A 3,592-nucleotide genomic window follows, 5' to 3' on the forward strand; every position below is an offset into this window, starting at 1 on the left:
ACACAGCACTTCCCAATTCGGAACTATCAGTCGTAAATTTCACGCTGTTAATCATATACTGCGGCCCTGCCGTCGCATGATAAATGAGCTTTACTTTTTTATCGCCCTTAAAGGCAGTATCTACCGTGTCAGTGGCTCGGAAATATCCACGGTTTTCAAGTCGGTTAGCTATAAGATCCCGGTTGAAATCAATCTTTACCGTACTAAATAAAACCGGCGGTTCACCAAATTTCCTGCTAAGCCAGCTTCCCAATCCCTTGTTTTTTTCATTTCGCATGTTATACATCATCAGCTTGAAACGAATACCAAGTATGGATGTATTTGGCCTCGGCCGGGTTAAAGCTTCGAGATCCGCTTCGAGTACCTTTTTAGTAGATTTATTAATTTCCTTGTCGTCTATCTTTACGTCAGCACCAAGATATAGCTTATCGTTTTCAGGTACATATTTTGTCGTACTGCAAGCCGATAAGATCAGTATAGTTCCTACAACAGTGCGATATGCTAAACTTCTAATCATTTCCTTTAGCTACTTTTTTATCTGCACGTTCTTCACGGCGCCGTCTTTTGGTATCGTCCGTTCGTGCGCGGAAAATCTCTTTGAATTTATTGTAGTCCATAGTTATTACAAAACCTACCCCCGTTTCAATTACCTGTCCCTGTATGGCTATCTGGTACTCATTTTTTTGATAAGCCCGTAAAAGATATCTACCATCTCTTGATAACTGGTATTCCACAGATATATCGCCGGCAAAATTACTTGTGCGTGCTCCAGGCTGCTGCGGGCCTTCAAGTTCAAAATTACTTCCAATATTCACCCTAAGACGGTCGTTCAGCAGGCGCTTTGACAAGCCGACATTTAGATCGGTACGGTTAGCCCGCTGTCCGGTTGTATAGTCATCAGTTGCTTCAAGATCAAAATTCAGCTCAACTCCCGCTATTAAATCGCCGGCAAGATTATTTAGCTGTTGAGAAAGGATCTTACTAACACTTTGTCTTGCCAGAGTTTCTGCTCCGCCTCCACCTGCTGAACTTGAAAAAGGATTCTCTCCTACAAAGCGGTTTAATAAAAGTAAAGCGAATACCTGTTTATTAAGTTCCGATGGCTCTGTCCGCAGTTGGTCCAGGCGCGTGTTAACTGTTGAAGTTACTTCTGTGGAGACATTATAATTCCGTTCGGGTAACACGATGTCAAAAGTGATGATTGGTTTAAGCAATTCTCCTTTCATAGTAAGATTAACCTCGAAAGGTAATTTCTGCTTGTAGGTGTTTCTTTGGGCTTGCGGAGCATCTCCCAAGCCATTTTCAACTAAATCAAGCGGCGCGGTATTGGCTATATATATTGCAGAAACGTCGATGTCTGCAGTCATTACATCCCCCGTCCAGGTTATGGTACTTCCTTTCTCAATTTCAAACCTTCGTTTGATAAAATTGAATGATAACTCATATTCACCTTCTTCCAGGTTATACACCCCGGTTAAAGTTATCTTTCCACTCGGATCGATCCCGGCGTTTAAATCAGCATCGCCCCTTAAGCGAAGGAAATCACCATTTGCTTCATCAATCACAATGTTAAATTCAGCAGCTTTATCAACTTCAAGATTTACAGAAACATCCATACCAAGAAGCGATGATTGATTGAGAGAATCAATTTCCGAACTTAAGATTGTTGCCAGTTCGGGATTATCCATATCTATGAATTCTACAATTCCCTGCCGTTCTTCAATAGCGGGATCGGATTGAGGAAGGACTAGTGTGAAATTGGTCTTATCATTTACTCTAAGCGTTCCGTCGACGGAAGGTGCATTCATTGATCCTCCTATAGATAAATCACTGTCGATAAACATCTTACCGTAATAAAGTTCATTATCCTCTTTCGTAGAATTAATCACCTGGAAGTTATCCGCGTTTACCTTCAGATCGAAACGGTAATCGGTAAATGTGCTGGTATAAATGTTGCCAGAAACTACCGCTGTATTTTGAGCAGAATCGATTAGTGTAAAACTATTAAGTCTTATTCCTTCATCATTAAAAGTTACTTCGTTGTCCTGAATCTTATAATAAGAGTTCAGCATGGTAATATTAAAGGCTGCCTTATTAAAGTTCACCCCGCCTGTTATTCGAGGATTTCCAGCAGTGCCTTTAATTGCCAACCGTCCATTAACACTTCCACTGGCACTATCTATTGCACCGAAAGTGAAACCCTGTCTGCTCTTCAGATTAAGATTTCCGATATTCAAGTCCATATCGAAACTACTGCTAGCTGTATTATAATCCCCTATAAGGTCCAGTTGATTACCCTCGCCAGTGATGCTAACGTTTGCGTTGTATATATCAGTGCGTTCATTATTAACTTTAATGGCTACCGCTCCAAGGGTATCACCCCTGAAATTGAAGTTATCAATATTCATATCAGCCGTAAAAACCGGGGTAGTTTGAAAATTACGTATCAGGGCGGTTCCGTTAATCGCACCACCTACCAATAAGGAGTCTTTCTTAACCATTTCCGTAAGAGTCTTGATCTGGAAGTTGCTAAAGTCTATTTTAAGCGGATTGTTTAAACCCGGCGGCGTACTGTTCACACTAAGCCGCTGATTATTGTTGGACAGGACAAAATCGGTAGCCCCGACACCGGCACTACCAAAACGAATCTGATTACCCGGCGAAACTGTCCATGATTCATAATTAAGCATTAATCCATCCGGGTTCAGATTAAATACCAAATTTGGATTGTCGGAACGAAGTTCACCTGCAATTCGATAATGAGTACGTTCCTGGCTGTCTTTTACTTGAAGGTCGGTACTGAGAACATTATTCTGAGCTTTACCAGTAAGGCTGGTGTTCATCAAACGGAGCTGAGGGGTGCTGACACTGCCAATAGTAATCCCATAATTCAAAGCTTCATCTCCTGTATTGATGCCTAATGTGAGGTTATTAATATCGTTTGTACCGTACAATATCATCGGTGCCAAAGCATTAACCACAAGCTCGCCGGATGCACTGTTAAATCGTCCATCAATACTAACGGTGGATAGATCCTTTAATTCTGGTACAAATTGAGTAATCAATGGTCCATTTACCAGCTTAGCGTTGAACACCATCGATTGCGGGGTATATGCTGCTGGTTTAACAGGATTACCAATGGAAAAATATTTTCCAATAACATCCTGAAGGGCATAGCCAACCTGGGTCAGTTTATACTGGCCAGAGACATTTGCACTTAACACTTCAGACCGGACCGCCAGGGTACTGCTATCAGCACTTGCAGTAGAAACAACCGACATTGAATCTATTTGGTATCTCTCCCCTCCATTTGAAATAATAGCATTCGCGACAGTAATTGTTCCGTTCAGATAGTCCGGATCTGCTGTTGAGAGATCAGCTTCCAATAATCCGTGAATACGCACATCGTCTGTAAGTAAATTTAGTGGTTTGAGATTAGCGCTGTCAAGTTCTAAGGAGAGTTTTACGGCCGGATACTTGCCTGAAAGATTCGCTACGACATCAGCATCAAATTCCAGATTCGGATCATTCATCTGAGCTGCAGTAGTGATATCACCATTGCGGGCCTGACCTTTTAAATTCAGATTACTGT

Annotated in this window: 1 protein-coding gene and 1 pseudogene; both read right to left on the reverse strand. The window is 41.7% G+C overall.

Annotated features, from left to right (window positions below; translation table 11 throughout):
• Positions 1 to 517: pseudogene (locus WBJ10_RS12255) on the reverse strand (BamA/TamA family outer membrane protein); the annotation flags it as partial.
• Positions 510 to 3,592: translocation/assembly module TamB domain-containing protein (locus WBJ10_RS12260; protein ID WP_424290692.1), on the reverse strand; the 3,083-nt coding region annotated here is incomplete at its 5' end. The gene WBJ10_RS12260 and the pseudogene WBJ10_RS12255, both read right to left, overlap by 8 nt.

This window comes from Daejeonella sp. (genome assembly GCF_049655485.1).
Classification (GTDB): domain Bacteria; phylum Bacteroidota; class Bacteroidia; order Sphingobacteriales; family Sphingobacteriaceae; genus Daejeonella.